Raw genomic sequence first — 14,373 nt, forward strand, 5'->3', positions numbered from 1 at the left:
CGGCCTCATTAAAATCCAAATCCCAGCTGCTGCGGCTTCCGCTGCAGCCGCGCCCTCAAGCCGGCGCTGTCGAGCGCAGTGACTGAAGGGCGGTGATCTCTGAGAACGATGAACGGTAGCGCCTTGTTCCTGCTGACATGCAGCCGCGCCAGATCCGCAAGCCGGATCGCGCTTGCCCTTCGGGTCGAGAGGATGCGCTCGACCGTCCGCGTGCCGAAGCCGGGCACCCGCAACAGCTCCTCGCGGCTCGCGGTGTTGACGTCGAGCGGGAAGCGGTCGCGATGGCGCAGCGCCCAGGCGAGCTTGGGATCGATGTCGAGCGGCAGCATGCCTTCGTTTCTGTCGACGATCTCCTCCGCATCGAAGCCGTAGAAGCGCATCAGCCAGTCGGCTTGGTAGAGCCGGTGCTCGCGGATCAGCGGCGGCGCCTGTAAGGGCAGCGCGCGGCTCGCATCCGGGATCGGGCTGAAGGCGGAATAATAGACCCGCTTCAGCTTATAGGCGCCGTAGAGATTGGCCGAGGTCGACAGGATGGTCTGGTCGTCGGCCGCGTCGGCGCCGACGATCATCTGCGTGCTCTGGCCGGCGGGCGCAAAGCGCGGTGGCTTCGCTCGCGTCGCTTTCGCCTTGGCATCTTCGGCCTCGTCGAGCCTCAAGCGCAGCCGCCCCATGGTCCGGCGGATCGCGCGCTGGTCCTTCTCCGGCGCGAGCTTCGTCAGGCTCGCTTCCAGCGGCATCTCGATATTGATGCTGAGCCGGTCGGCATATTTGCCGGCCTCGTTAAGCAGCGCCTCGTCGGCTTCCGGAATGGTCTTCAGGTGAATGTAGCCGCGGAAATGATGCTCCTCGCGCAATTTGCGCGCGACGCCCACGACTTGCTCCATCGTGTAGTCGGGGCTGCGGATGATGCCGGAGGAGAGAAACAGGCCTTCGATGTAGTTGCGGCGATAGAAATCTATCGTGAGCTTCACCACCTCGTCGACCGTGAAGCGCGCACGCGGCACGTTGGAGGAGGCGCGGTTGACGCAATAAAGGCAATCGTAATTGCAGGCGTTGGTGAGCAGGATCTTCAGCAGCGAGATGCAGCGGCCGTCCGGCGCATAGGAATGGCAGATGCCCATGCCTGGCGCGGTCGACCCAAGGCCCTTGCCGTCGCTGGAATCCCGCATCTCGGTACCGCTGGAGGCGCAGGACGCGTCGTACTTTGCCGCATCAGCCAGGATCTCAAGTTTCCGCGATAACTCCATGATTTTGAATCCCTTTGATTCCATTCGCTGAATCGCATCCGCGCCAAACTCGATTGACTCTCCTGGCCGCGTTAGCTTTATATTAGAACGTATCATGAACAAAGAGGTTCGTTGCGGGTTCATCTGCAAAGACCTGCAACGGCAAAAATCGAAGGAGCGGCGACGCATGACCGGCGCACGCATGAGCACGCTTGCGACTTTGCGCACGCGCATCGCGCGCCTGGAGGCGGGCGAGGGAGCGCATGAGGCGCGCCGCGTCGCGCTCGGCCATGCGCAGGCCGATGCGCTGCTGCAGGGCGGGCTGGCCCTTGGGGCGCTGCATGAGGTGTTCGCCGAGGGTGGACGCCAGGCCACGACCGCGACCGGCTTCGTCTTCGGTCTCGCTGGCCGTGTTGCCGCGCGACGGCCGCTGCTCTGGGTCCGGCAGGATTATGCCGAGCGCGAGACCGGGGCGCTGTCGGCAAGCGGGCTTGCCGAGCTCGGCCTCGATCCGCGCTGCCTGGTGACGGTGCGCGCGCCTGACATCGAGGCTGCCTTACGCATCGCAGCCGATGCGCTCGCCTGCGATGCGCTCGGCGCCGTGGTGCTGGAGGTGTGGGGCGAGACGCCAAAGCTCGATCTGGTCGGCAGCCGCAAGCTGACGCTCGCCGCACAGGAGTCCGGCGTCACCGCGCTGGTGCTGCGGGTCGCGGCATTGCCTGCGCCATCGACCGCCGAGACGCGCTGGAGCGTGCGCGCGGCGCCTTCGCTCCCCGCTGCAGCCTCGGAAGCATGGGGCGCGCCGCGGTTCGATGCCGAGCTCATTCGCAATCGCCACGGCCAGACCGGGCGATGGATCATGGAGTGGAGCTGCGATGATCAGTGTTTCAGCCAGCCGGCGGCGGATTCTCAGCCTGTGGCTGCCACGCCTGCCGATCGATCGCATCAAGCGTGGTCTCATAAGCGAAGGCGTCGCAGCGCGTGACGATGCACCCAATGTCGTCGTCATCAAGGACAGCAATGCGCTGTTGATCCATTCGCTCGACGAAGCGGCAGCGCGCTGGGGCCTGACGCATGGCCTGCCGCTCGCCAATGCCCGCGCCATCTGTCCCAATCTCGTGGTGCACGAGGCCGACATCGCGGCCGACGCAAAAACCCTGGAAGATATTGCCGACTGGTGCGACCGCTTCACGCCCTTGGTCGCGCTCGATCCTCCGCACGGGCTGTTGCTCGACATCACCGGCTGCGCTCATCTGTTCGGCGGCGAGGCGCGGTTGCTCACGCTGGTCTGCGATGCACTGACCATGCGCGGCTTCACGGTGTCGGCCGCGATCGCTTCCAATCCCGTCTGTGCACGGACGATGAACCGCCACGTCCATGGCCACGTCGTGCCTGATGGTGAGGAGGCGATCGCGGTGAGCCCGCTGCCGGTTGCGGCGCTCGGCGCCAGCGAGGCCATTACGCTCGGCCTGCGCCGCGCGGGCCTGAAGACCATCGGCGATATCGCCTCCCGGGGTCGCCACGAGATCACCGCGCGGTTCGGCGCCGCCTTCACGGCGCGCCTGGCCCAGGCGCTCGGCGAGGGTGATGCGCCGATCAGCCCGCGCAAGCCGCCGCCGGACTATATCGTCGAGAAGCGGTTTGCCGAGCCGGTCGCGACCGACACCGTGATCGCGCTGAGCCTGTCCAGTCTTGCCGCCACGCTGGTCGCCGCGATGGCGCAGCAGGGCAAGGGCGCGCGGCGGCTGGAGGCGTTGTTCTTCCGCACCGATGGCGCGGTGCGCAGAATTGCGGTCGACACCGGCCAACCGGTGACCGAGGCGCGCGTGATCGACCGGCTGTTCCGCGAGCGGCTGGAGGCGCTGAGCGATCCGCTCGATCCCGGCTTTGGCTTCGACCTGATCCGACTCGCGGCTAGTCGAAGCGAGATCGTGGTGCAGCAGCAGCGCGATCTCGACGCCCATGTTCATGACAGCGACGAGCTGGCCGCATTGATCGATCGTATTGCCGCGCGCATCGGCGGCAAACGCGTGCTCGTGCATCTGCCGCAGGACACGCACATTCCGGAACGTGCCGTGCTGCCGGCGCCGGCGCAGCAGCAGCTCGCAGCCGCCCAGCAGGTCGATTGGCCGGAGCGGGTCGCGGGCGAGCCGCCGCTGCGTCCCCTGCGGCTGTTCGAACGCCCCGAGGCGATCGACGTGATCGCGCAAGTGCCGGACGGCCCGCCCGCGCGCTTCGTCTGGCGCCGAGCCGCACATGCGGTGGTGCGCGCCGAAGGACCGGAGCGCATCGCGATGGAATGGTGGCGGCCGGACGGGCAGAGCTTCACGCGCGATTATTTCCGTATCGAGGACGAGCACGGCCTGCGCTTCTGGCTCTATCGTGACGGGCTTTATGACCGCGAGATTGATCCGAAGACCGGCAAGCCGGTGCAGCCCGCCTGGTACATGCATGGACTGTTCGCATGAGCAGCGACTATGTCGAGATCGGTATCGCCACCAATTTCTCCTTCCTGCGCGGCGGCTCGCATCCGCAGGAGTATGTGCACCAGGCCGCGATCTATGGCCTGAAGGCGATCGGCATCGCCGATCACAACACGCTCGCCGGTGTCGTCCGCGCCTATGCCGAGCTCGACAATAAGGAGCTGCCGTATAAGCCCCGGCTGCTCTATGGCGCGCGTATCGTCTTCATCTGCGGCACGCCTGACATCCTGGTCTATCCGCGCGATCGCGCGGCCTATGGCCGGCTGTGCCAGCTGCTCACGCGTGGCAAACGGGGCGACGACAGCGACAGGGTCGCGAAGGGCGCCTGTGAGCTGGCCTTCGAAGATCTTCTGGACTTCGCTAGAGGCCAGCTCCTGGTGCTGATGCCGCCGCATCGCCTCAATGAGATGCAGATCAGGGACGTGCTGGTGCGCTTGCAGACGAGCGACGCCGAAGGCGTCTGGCTCGCAACCAGCCTGATCTATCGTGGCGACGATCGCCGCCGGCTGGCGCGGCTCGCGCAGCTTGCGTCATCCGTCGATGTGCCGCTGCTCGCAACTAACGAAGTGCTCTACCATCACCCCGAGCGGCGACCGCTGCAGGACGTGCTGACCTGCATTCGCGAGAAGACCACGATCGATGCGGCCGGCCGCAAGCTCGAAGCCAATGCCGAACGTCATCTGAAGCCGGCGCAGGAGATGGCGCGGCTGTTCCGCGATCACCCGCAAGCCATTGCAGAGACCGTGCGCTTTGCCGATCGTATTTCGTTCTCGCTCGATCAACTGAAATACCAGTATCCGGACGAGCCGGTGCCGCCGGGCAAGACAGCACAGCAGCATCTGGAAGACCTCACCTGGGCCGGCGTGAAGAAACATTTCGGCGACGAGGTTGATCCCGCGCTCCGTGCCACCTTAAACAAGGAGCTCGCGCTGATTGCCGAGCTCAACTACGCGCATTATTTCCTGACCGTCCATGACATCGTGCACTATGCGCGCAGCCAGAAGATCCTGTGCCAGGGGCGGGGATCGGCGGCCAATTCTGCTGTGTGCTATGTGCTCGGCATCACCTCGGTCGACCCGACCAAGGTCGACCTGTTGTTCGAGCGCTTCATCTCCAAGGAGCGGCTGGAGCCGCCTGATATCGACGTCGATTTCGAGCATTCGCGGCGCGAGGAGGTGATGCAATATGTCTATCGCCGCTATGGCCGCCACCGCGCCGCTGTGATCGCGACCGTCATTCACTATCGGCCGCGCAGCGCGATCCGCGATGTCGGCAAGGCGCTGGGCTTGACGGAGGACGTCACCGCACTGCTCGCCGATACCGTGTGGGGCAGCTGGGGCAAGGGTCTCAACGAGATGCAGGTCAGGCAGGCGGGCCTTGACCCATCGAATGCGATGGTTCGGCTTGCGGTCGAGCTGGCCACCGAGCTGATCGAGTTTCCGCGCCATCTCTCCCAGCATGTCGGCGGCTATGTGCTGACGCAGGACCGGCTCGACACCTATGTGCCGATCGGCAATGCCGCGATGGAGGACCGCACCTTTATCGAATGGGACAAGGACGATGTCGACGCGCTCGGCATGATGAAGGTCGACGTGCTGGCGCTGGGCATGCTGACCTGCATCCGCAAATGCTTTGATCTGATCGCGGATCATAAGGGCGAACGTTACGATCTTTCCTCCGTGCCGCGCGAGGTGCCGGAGGTCTACGACATGCTGTGCAAGGGCGAGTCGCTCGGCGTGTTCCAGGTCGAGAGCCGGGCGCAGATGAACATGCTGCCGCGGCTGAAGCCGCGGGAATTTTATGACCTTGTCATCGAGGTCGCGATCGTGCGCCCCGGTCCGATCCAGGGCGACATGGTGCATCCTTATCTCCGTCGCCGAAACAGGCTGGAGAAGGTGAGCTATCCGTCGCCCTCGCCGGACCATGGCCCGAAGGACGAACTCTATAGGGTGCTGCACAAGACGCTTGGCGTGCCCCTGTTCCAGGAGCAGGCCATGCGGATCGCGATCGAGGCCGCGCAGTTCACGTCTGAAGAGGCCAATGGCTTGCGCCGCTCGATGGCCACCTTCCGCAATCTCGGCACCATCGGCACCTATGAAGACAAGATGGTCGGCAACATGATCGCGCGCGGCTATGATCCGGCTTTCGCGAAAAGCTGTTTCGAGCAGATCAAGGGGTTTGGCAGTTATGGCTTTCCTGAGAGCCATGCGGCCGCCTTTGCGCAGCTCGTCTACATCTCGTCCTGGCTGAAGCACTTTCATCCCGACGCCTTCTGCTGCGGGCTGCTCAACTCGCAGCCGATGGGCTTCTACGCGCCGGCGCAGATCGTCGCGGACGCGCGCAAGAACGGCGTCGCCGTGCGCGAGATCGACGTATCCTACAGCTTCGCGCAGAACACGCTGGAGGAGCGGGACGGACAATATTGCGCCGTGCGACTCGGCTTCCGCCAGATCGACGGCTTTTCCTGGACCGATCCGGATGAGGAGAGGATCAAGAAAGCATCGCCGTCATTTCGAGGGGATGAGCCTGTTGATTTGCCGTCATTCCGGGGCGTCGCGATAGCGACGAACTCTGATGCGCAATTGCGCATCAGAGAATCTCAAGGTTTCGGGTTCGCACTTCGTGCGCCCCGGAACGACGAAATAAACACTCCCCACAACGACAATCGCGAGAAAGACGACTGGGCCGACCGTATCGTGAAAGCCCGCAAGCGGCGGCCCTTCACCTCACTGGAGGATTTCGCCCGCGACACGGCCTTGCCGAAACGTGCGCTGTTGCTGCTGGCCGATGCCGATGCGTTCCGCTCGCTCGGGCTCGACCGCCGTGCTGCGCTGTGGGCGGTCAGGCGGCTGCCGGATGATGTCGCCTTGCCGCTGTTCGAGGCGGCTGTCGCGCGCGAGCAGCCCGACGAGAACGCCAGGCCGCTGCCGCAGATGCCGCTATCGGAGCAGGTGGTCGCCGACTACCAGACCATCCGCCTGTCGCTGAAGGGCCATCCGATGGAGTTCCTGCGGGCGCGGTTTGCGCGCGAGAACGTGCTGGCCTGCCGCGACATCAACGATGCCAATGACCGGCGCTTCGTCCGCTGTGCCGGCGTGATCTTGGTGCGGCAGCGGCCGGGCAGCGCCAGCGGCGTCGTGTTCATGACCATCGAGGACGAGACCGGCATCGCCAATATCGTGGTATGGCCGAAGGTGATGGAGCAATTCCGCAAGGAGGTGATGGGGGCGCGGTTGGTGCTGATCGAGGGCCGCATCCAGAGCAGCCCCGAAAAGGTCGTGCATCTCGTTGCCGAACGCCTGATCGACCGGTCCAGCGATCTCGCGCTGCTGTCCGACGACAGGCTCGGACCGCCAGCCGTACCGCATGGCCCGATGCCCGCCGAACCGCTGCAGGATGATCTCCGCCAGCATTCGGACAGTCCGGCCCAGCGCATTCGCCATCCCCGCAATGTGCGCATCCTGCCGGCCTCGCGGGATTTTCATTGAGTGACGCGTCAGGGACCAGGATGGGGGCGTCATTGCGAACGAGGCGAAGCAATCCAGAGCCAAGAAGGAAGACTGGATTGCTTCGTCGCTTACGCTTCTCGCAATGACGAGGCCCAACAGCACCGAACAGGACGTGGAACTGCGCACAGCTGACATCACCGCTCGACGGGCAACGATCGGATTGTTAAGCACGGCGTCGCGGCGATCGCGCAGGCCACGGAGGGACACGGACCATGCGAAAGATCTTCATCATCGGCATCGGCGCGGGCAATCCCGATCACCTCACGGTCCAGGCGATCAATGCGCTCAACCAGGTCGACGTGTTCTTCGTGATGGACAAGGGCCAGGAAAAGGATGACCTGGTCCGCCTGCGCAAGGACATCTGCGAGCGTTACATCAAGGACAGGCCGTACAGGATCGTCGAGACCGCCGACCCGCGGCGGGACCCTTCGGCACCTTACGACGCCGCTGTGCGCGCTTGGCATGAGCAGCGCGCGGAGATCTACGAGCGGCTGATCGCAGAAGAACTCGGTGAGGATGACTGCGGCGCTTTTCTGGTCTGGGGCGATCCATCGCTCTATGACAGCACCTTGCGCATCATCGACCAGCTCGTCGAACGCAGGAAGGTCGTATTCGAGCACGAGGTGATCCCCGGCATCAGCGCCATCCAGGTCCTGGCCGCTCAGCACAGAATCGCGCTCAATCGGATCGGCCGTTCCGTTCACATCACCACCGGACGCAAGCTCGCCGAAGGCTTGCCCGACGGCATCGATGACGTGCTCGTGATGCTCGATGGCGACTGCTCGTTCAAGGCGATCGACAGCACTGACATTGATATCTATTGGGGCGCCTATCTCGGCACTCCCGATGAAATCCTCATTGCCGGAGATCTTCGCGAGGTCGGCGGCGACATCGAACGCAAGCGCGCCGAGGCCAAGGCCCGCAAGGGCTGGGTGATGGACACGTATCTGCTGCGAAAGCGCGGCGCGTGAAAAGCCAACCAAACCAGGAGACAACATACCGCGACTTCTCGATTGACTCTCTGGTGCTTCGGACTGCTGGATCATCCGCTTTCGCGGATGATGACTGCGCAAGTCGTGGCGAACGGGACGCTCCGATACAGACGCTCCAAATACAAGAGGGTTCAGCATGCAATCACCCCACGACATCCTTGCCGATCTCTGGAGGCTCGCCGGTGGTGACGCCGCCGCGCTCGATCACGTCAGGCTGACTGGCGATGAGCCGCAGTTGCCGTCGTCGTTTCGTGTCGCGGCGGCAGGGCAGGTGAGCATCGCGGCCAGCGCGCTCGCGGCAGCCGCGATCTGGCAGGCGCGCACAGGCGAGACACAGACCGTAACGGTCGACATGCGCCACGCGATGGTCGAATGCCGGTCCGAACGCTATCTGTGCCGCGACGGTGAGCCCCCGCCGCCGGCTTGGGATGCGATCGCCGGCGTCTACAAGACTGGTGATGGCCGCTTCGTCCGCCTGCACACCAATTTTCCGCACCACCGCGCCGCCGTCTGCAACGTGCTGTCCTGCGCGCCAGAGCGCGAGGCGGTGCAGGCGGCCTTGATGCAGTGGACCGGCGAGGCGTTCGAGACCGCGGCCTATGCGGCCGGTGGCGTGGTGTCGCTGATGCGCTCCTACGAGGAATGGAGCGCGCTGCCGCAGGCCAGAGCGCTGGCCGAGCTGCCGGTGCTGACCATCGAGAAGATCGGCGAGGCTCCGCCCAAGCCTTGGCCAACGGGCGGTCGTCCGCTGTCGGGCTTGCGCGTGCTCGATCTGTCGCGCGTGATCGCGGGGCCCCGTGGCCGGCCGCACGTTGGCCGCCCACGGCGCCGACGTGATGCTGGTCGCGAGTCCCGATCTCCCGTCCATCCCCTGGCTCGTGATCGACACCGGCCGTGGCAAGCTCTCCTGTCACATCGATCTGAAAAGCGAGCAGGGACGGCTGACCTTGCGTGAGCTGCTGCGCGACGCCGACATCTTCTCGCAGGGCTACCGGCCGCAGGCATTGGCCACTCTCGGCTTTGCGCCGCACGACCTTGCTGACATGTCGCCCGGCATCATCAATGTCTCGTTGTCGGCCTATGGTCACGTCGGGCCGTGGGCGGAGCGGCGCGGCTTCGACTCGCTGGTGCAGACCGCGACCGGCTTCAATCATGCCGAAGGGCAGGCGGCCGGTATCGACGGCCCGAAGGAATTGCCGGCCCAGATGCTCGACCACGCCACCGGTTATCTGATGGCGTTCGGCGCCATGATGGCTCGGCTCAGACAGTCGCGCGAAGGCGGAAGCTGGCATGTCCAGGTGTCGCTCGCCCAGACCGGCCGCTGGCTGTGGGAGCTCGGCCGACTGCCGGACGGGCTGAAAACGCCTGATTTGAACGGGGAGGCGATCCGGCCTTATCTGCAGCAGATGGCATCCGCCTTCGGTCCGCTCAGCGCCGTTAGCCATGCCGGAGGCCTGTCGCGAACGCCCGCATTCTGGGCGCGCCCGGCGGTCCCGCTTGGTCACGACGCCCCGCAATGGCCGCCCGCATGATTGATATCCGATGAACGGGTGCTGAACGGCCATCGCGCATGTGTCAATTTTTTAACGCAAAACGTCACCGGTATTGGCCATTTTTAGGTTGTTCGAAACGCCAATTCCGCACTAATAGCGCACTGATGAGGCCGCCATTGCCGGAATCATCGCGCGCGTGATCAGGGCCATGGCGACACAACCGAACCCACAGAAGCAAATGCCGGGGAGCAGGCGGCTTGCCAGCCGCCTCGTCGTGGGCGCGGTCATGCTGGCGCTGGCCGGTGCGGGCGCTTACGCGTATTTCCAGGGCAATACCGCCCCGAAGGAAAACCTCGAGCTCTCCAGCCAGTCGCGCAAGGGCGCACAGAATTTCACGCCGTCGCCGTCGGAATGGGCGACGCTCACCATCGAGCCGGTGAAAGAGAAAGTCTTTCGCGCCGAGCATGTGACCGAGGGCAAGGTCGCGGTCGACGAGGACCGCTCGACCCCCGTATTTTCCCCGTATGCCGGCCGTGTCACCAAACTGCTCGCCCGGCCCGGCGACGCGGTCAGGCAAGGCCAGCCGCTGTTCGTGATCGAGGCCGCCGATACCGTGCAGGCCCAGAACGATTTCATCACGGCAATCACGGCGATGAACAAGGCCAAGTCGGCGCAAGATCTGGCCGAGATACAGTACAAGCGGGCCAAGGACCTGTTTGAGGGAAGGGCCGTTCCGCTGAAGGATTTCCAGCAGGCGGAAGCGACTTTCGTCCAGGCTCAAAACGACATGCGTTCGGCCCAGACCGCGCTCGATGCCGCGCGCAACAAGCTCCGCATTCTGGGCTACACCGATGCGGCGATTACCGAGTTTCAGACCAGAGGCACCATCGATCGCGAGATCACGGTGAATTCGCCGATCTCGGGCACCGTCGTGCAGCGCAAGGTCGGCCCCGGGCAGTACGTCAATTCCGGCGCCAGCGATCCGGTGTTCGTGATCGGTGATCTCTCGACCGTGTGGCTGGTCGCCTTCGTCCGCGAGAGCGACGCGGCGCTGGTCTCGGTTGGGCAGGAGATTTCGGTCAGCGTGATGGCGCTGCCGGACCATCCCTTGAAAGCCAAGATCGATTATGTGTCGGCGGCGATCGACCCCAGCACCCGCAGGCTGCTGGTCCGCGCCACCATCGACAACAAGGACGGCCTGCTCAAGCCCGAGATGTTCGCCAACGTCACCATCTATTCGCCCGGCGACCATCCGGCGGTGGCGGTGCCGCGGCAGGCTCTGATCTACGAAGGCGACAAGGTTCGCGTCTGGGTCGCGCATGCCGATCATTCGATCGAGCTGCGCAAGATCAAGACCGGCCTCGTCAACGGCGATCTCGTTGCTGTCGAGGGCAACCTGAACACCGGCGAGCAGATCGTGACGAAGGGCAGCCTGTTCATCGACCGTGCGGCGTCGGGAAGCTGACGTGAGACATTCGCTTCGGCCATGAAAGCGTCGACCTGAATGGATCGCCTCGTCGCAATCGCCGTCCAGCGCCGCTTCCTGATGGTGGGGATGTTCGTTGTCGTCCTGATCGGCGGCCTGATCGCGTTCAAGCAGCTCAACATCGAGGCCTATCCCGATCCGACCCCGCCCATGGTCGATATCGTGACGCAGAGCCCCGGCCTGTCGGCCGAGGAGATCGAGCGCTACATCACGATCCCTATCGAGACGCAGGTTGCGGGCATCAAGAATTTGCGCACGATCCGCACGATCTCGCTGTACGGTCTCTCCGACGTCAAGCTGCAATTCTCTTTCGACTATACCTATGACGAGGCGCTGCAGCAGGTTCTGAACCGGCTGTCGCAGCTGTCGCCGCTGCCGGGCAATGTCACGCCGCAGATCTCGCCCCTGAGCGCTGTCGGCGAGATCTACCGCTACCGACTGCGCGGCCCGCCCGGCTACAGCGTGCTCGACCTCAAGACCTTGCAGGACTGGGTGCTGCAGCGGCGCTTCCGCGCTGTGCCCGGCGTGATCGACGTTACCGGGTGGGGCGGCAAGACCAAGACCTATGAGCTCCAGGTCGACTTCAACAAGCTGGTTGCCAACGGCCTGACCCTGCCGCAGCTGCTGCAGGCGGTCGGCAATTCCAACATCAATGTGGGCGGCAACACGGTCGACATCGGCACCCAGTCGGCGGTGGTGCGCGGCGTCGGCTTGATCCGCTCGATGGACGACCTCGCCAACACCATGGTGTCGCAGAGCGGCGGCAACCCGGTGCTGGTCAAGGACGTCGCCAGCGTCACCGTGGGCGAGCGGCCGCGGCTCGGCATCGCCGGCCTGAACGACAACAACGACATCGTGCAAGGCATCGTGCTGATGCGCCGCGGCGAGCAGTCCTCGCCGACCATCGCCCGCGTCGAAAAGCTCGTCGACGAGATCAACCACTCCACCATCCTGCCGCCCGGCGTGCACATCGAGCGCATCTACGACCGCAAGGACCTGATCGACACCACCACCCACACCGTGCTCCACAATATGGTGGTCGGCATCCTCCTGATCGTGCTGCTGCAGTGGATCTTCCTCGGCGACCTCCGCAGCGCGCTGATCGTCGGCGCCACCATTCCGTTCGCGCTGTTCTTCGCCGTGATCATCCTGGTGCTGCGCGGCGAGTCCGCGAACCTCTTGTCGGTGGGCGCCATCGATTTCGGCCTGATCGTCGACGCCACCGTGATCATGGTGGAGGCGATCTTCCGCCGATTGACGCAGACGACACCATTGTCGGAGGCCGAGCAGAGCCACATCTCGGCCGAGACCATGATGGGGATGAAGAGCCACGCCATCCTCTCCGCCGCGGCCGACGTGTCGCGCTCGATCTTCTTCGCCGCCGCGATCATCATCGCTGCCTTCCTGCCGCTGTTCACGCTGAGCGGCGTCGAGGGCAACATCTTCGGGCCGATGGCGCGCACCTATGCCTATGCGCTGGCTGGCGGCCTGCTCGCGACCTTCACCGTGACGCCGGCGCTCAGTGCCATCATCCTGCCGGCCCATGTGCAGGAAACCGAAACGCGGCTGATGCACTTCCTGCATTGGATCTACGCGCCGGTGCTGCGCTGGGCGGTGGAGAGCCGCAAGATCGTCATGGCCGGCGCGGTCGGCCTGGTGATCATGACGCTCGTGTTCGGCCGGCTGCTGGGCCTGGAATTCCTGCCGAAGCTGGAGGAGGGCAATCTGTGGATCCGCGCCACCTTGCCGCCGACCATCTCGCTGCAGGAGGGCAACCAATACGTCAACGAGATGCGCAAGATGATCCGCGCGCGGCCCGAGGTCGAGGCGGTCGTGTCGCAGCACGGCCGGCCCGACGACGGCACCGACGCAGCCGGCTTCTTCAACGCCGAGTTCTTCGCGCCGCTCAAGCCAGTCAGCGAGTGGCCGGGCACCCACGACAAGGACGTGCTCACTGCCGAGCTGCTGAAGGAGCTCGACAGCCACTTCCCCGGGGTCGAGTTCAACTTCTCGCAATATCTGCAGGACAATGTCTCGGAAGCCGTCTCCGGCGTGAAGGGCGAGAACTCGATCAAGCTGTACGGCAACGATCTGCAGGCGCTCACCGACACCGCCAACAAGATCAAGCAGGTTTTGTCGACTGTGCAGGGCATCACCGATCTTGCGGTGTTCACCTCGCTGGGACAGCCGACGGTGCAGATCGACATCAATCGCGCCAAGGCGGCGCGCTATGGCCTTGCGCCCGGCGATATCAACGCCACCATCAAGGTCGCGATCGGCGGCGATACCGCAGGCGATCTCTATGAGCCGGGCTCCGACCGCCACTTCCCGATCATCGTTCGCCTCGCGCCCGAATACCGCAAGAGCGCGGAAGCGATCGAGAACCTGCGGATCGGCGTGCAGGGACCGAACGGCATCACGCAGATTCCACTGAGCGAAGTCGCCACCATCAAGCTGGTCTCGGGTGCGGCCTATATCTATCGCGAGCAGCAGGAGCGCTATCTGCCGATCAAGTTCTCGGTGCGCGAGCGCGATCTCGGCAGTGCGATCCAGGAGGCGCAGCAGAAGGTCGCCGAGCAGGTGCAGCTGCCGCCGGGATCGCATCTCGAATGGGTCGGCGAGTTTGGCAATCTGCAGGACGCCATCAAGCGCCTGTCGATCGTGGTGCCGATCAGCCTGGCGCTGATCGCGGTGCTGCTGTGGTTCAATTTCGGCTCGATGATCGATACGCTGCTCGCCATGAGCGTGATCCCGATGGCCATCTTCGGCGGCGTCGTCGGCCTGGTCATTTCGGGGATCCCCTTCAGCGTTTCGGCGGCGATCGGCTTCATCGCTCTGTTCGGCATCGCGGTCATGGACGGCATCATCATCCTGTCGCAGTTCAACCAGCTCATCGACGAAGGCTATGACCGGATCGCCGCGGTGATCCGCACCGGCGAATTGCAGTTGCGGCCTGTCCTGATGACCTGCGTCGTCGCCGGCATCGGCCTGTTGCCCGCCGCGCTGTCGACAGGCATCGGCTCGCAGGTGCAGAAGCCGCTGGCGATCGTGGTCGTCACCGGCATGATGCTGGCGCCCATGGTGATCCTGGTGACGCTGCCGGTGCTGATCTCGTTCTTCTCGCGCCGGGCGCGCTGAGCGGGTGGCCCAAGCCGGGCAGGGCTGTTGCTGCGGCGACCCGTGC

Annotated in this window: 7 protein-coding genes and 1 pseudogene; 7 read left to right on the plus strand and 1 reads right to left on the minus strand. The window is 64.6% G+C overall.

Annotated elements, in window-relative coordinates; genetic code table 11:
• Positions 1-8: 8 nt before the first annotated feature.
• Positions 9-1,247 (minus strand): putative DNA modification/repair radical SAM protein, encoded by a 1,239-nt coding sequence (locus P6U24_RS14410; protein ID WP_407159754.1) that lies wholly within the window; start codon positions 1,245-1,247, stop codon positions 9-11.
• Positions 1,248-1,413: 166 nt separating this feature from the next.
• Here P6U24_RS14410 and P6U24_RS14415 point away from each other — a divergent pair, with 166 nt between their 5' ends.
• The 7 genes and pseudogenes from P6U24_RS14415 (at position 1,414) to P6U24_RS14445 (ending at position 14,327) form a co-directional block, all read left to right on the plus strand.
• Positions 1,414-2,211, plus strand: a complete 798-nt coding sequence (locus P6U24_RS14415) for an ImuA family protein (protein ID WP_407159755.1) — start codon at positions 1,414-1,416, stop codon at positions 2,209-2,211.
• Positions 2,102-3,694: a Y-family DNA polymerase gene (locus tag P6U24_RS14420; RefSeq protein ID WP_407159756.1), complete on the plus strand. Its 1,593-nt coding sequence runs from the start codon at positions 2,102-2,104 to the stop codon at positions 3,692-3,694. The genes P6U24_RS14415 and P6U24_RS14420 overlap by 110 nt, the downstream gene beginning before the upstream one ends.
• Positions 3,691-7,197 (plus strand): error-prone DNA polymerase, encoded by a 3,507-nt coding sequence (locus P6U24_RS14425; RefSeq protein ID WP_407159757.1) that lies wholly within the window; start codon positions 3,691-3,693, stop codon positions 7,195-7,197. Before P6U24_RS14420 ends, P6U24_RS14425 begins: the two co-directional genes overlap by 4 nt.
• A gap of 233 nt (positions 7,198-7,430) precedes the next feature.
• A complete protein-coding gene (gene cobF, locus P6U24_RS14430) occupies positions 7,431-8,189 on the plus strand; it encodes a precorrin-6A synthase (deacetylating) (RefSeq protein WP_407159758.1) in 759 nt (252 codons plus the stop codon).
• Positions 8,190-8,346: 157 nt separating this feature from the next.
• A pseudogene (locus tag P6U24_RS14435) lies at positions 8,347-9,742 on the plus strand (CoA transferase).
• A 199-nt stretch (positions 9,743-9,941) separates the two neighbouring features.
• Complete coding sequence (locus tag P6U24_RS14440; protein WP_407160459.1) at positions 9,942-11,168, plus strand: efflux RND transporter periplasmic adaptor subunit; 1,227 nt, start codon at positions 9,942-9,944, stop codon at positions 11,166-11,168.
• A 39-nt stretch (positions 11,169-11,207) separates the two neighbouring features.
• Positions 11,208-14,327, plus strand: coding sequence for an efflux RND transporter permease subunit (locus P6U24_RS14445; RefSeq protein ID WP_407159759.1), 3,120 nt, complete (start codon positions 11,208-11,210; stop codon positions 14,325-14,327).
• Positions 14,328-14,373 lie beyond the last annotated feature (46 nt).

The sequence above is a fragment of the Bradyrhizobium sp. STM 3557 genome, assembly GCF_045571465.1.
Taxonomy (GTDB): Bacteria; Pseudomonadota; Alphaproteobacteria; order Rhizobiales; family Xanthobacteraceae; genus Bradyrhizobium.

What these genes read in the sequence shown, in the direction of transcription:
- P6U24_RS14410 (WP_407159754.1), bottom strand. Translation starts at nt 1,247, where the DNA reads ATGGAGTTATCGCGGAAACTTGAGATCCTGGCTGATGCGGCAAAGTAC.
- P6U24_RS14425 (WP_407159757.1), top strand. Translation starts at nt 3,691, where the DNA reads ATGAGCAGCGACTATGTCGAGATCGGTATCGCCACCAATTTCTCCTTC.
- P6U24_RS14440 (WP_407160459.1), top strand. Translation starts at nt 9,942, where the DNA reads ATGCCGGGGAGCAGGCGGCTTGCCAGCCGCCTCGTCGTGGGCGCGGTC.
- P6U24_RS14445 (WP_407159759.1), top strand. Translation starts at nt 11,208, where the DNA reads ATGGATCGCCTCGTCGCAATCGCCGTCCAGCGCCGCTTCCTGATGGTG.
- P6U24_RS14415 (WP_407159755.1), top strand. Translation starts at nt 1,414, where the DNA reads ATGACCGGCGCACGCATGAGCACGCTTGCGACTTTGCGCACGCGCATC.
- cobF (WP_407159758.1), top strand. Translation starts at nt 7,431, where the DNA reads ATGCGAAAGATCTTCATCATCGGCATCGGCGCGGGCAATCCCGATCAC.
- P6U24_RS14420 (WP_407159756.1), top strand. Translation starts at nt 2,102, where the DNA reads ATGATCAGTGTTTCAGCCAGCCGGCGGCGGATTCTCAGCCTGTGGCTG.